The 291-nt window shown below is 66.7% G+C and carries 1 protein-coding gene; it reads right to left on the bottom strand.

Annotated features, from left to right (window positions below):
- Nucleotides 1-291 (bottom strand): amino acid permease (locus BST14_RS31990; protein ID WP_142279718.1); only part of this gene is annotated, 291 nt, incomplete at both ends.

Below are 291 nucleotides of genomic sequence, written 5' to 3'. Positions count from 1 at the left end.
CGGCCCATGGCGAAGAGCAGGCGCGAGGCGCTGGCCTGGGCCGAGAGACCGGAGGTGAACTGGCCGACGATCAGGCCGACCAGGAAGAAGGTCACGAACAGGTCGCCACCGATGTTGCGGGCGATCTCGTAGGCCGCCGAGTCCGCGCTGTCGAAGGCGAACGACGGGTGCGCCAGTTGCACGAAGTACGAGGTGACGATGAAGATCAACCCGCCAAGCAGGGTGATCAGCAGGATCGCCCGCGGGATGTTGCGCCGCGGGTCGCGGGTTTCCTCGGTCAGGGTACTGACC

Source organism: Mycobacterium arosiense ATCC BAA-1401 = DSM 45069 (assembly GCF_002086125.1).
Taxonomy (GTDB): domain Bacteria; phylum Actinomycetota; class Actinomycetes; order Mycobacteriales; family Mycobacteriaceae; genus Mycobacterium; species Mycobacterium arosiense.
The sequence above is the reverse complement of the archived record's forward strand: the minus strand, read 5'-3'. Positions and strand labels throughout refer to the sequence as shown.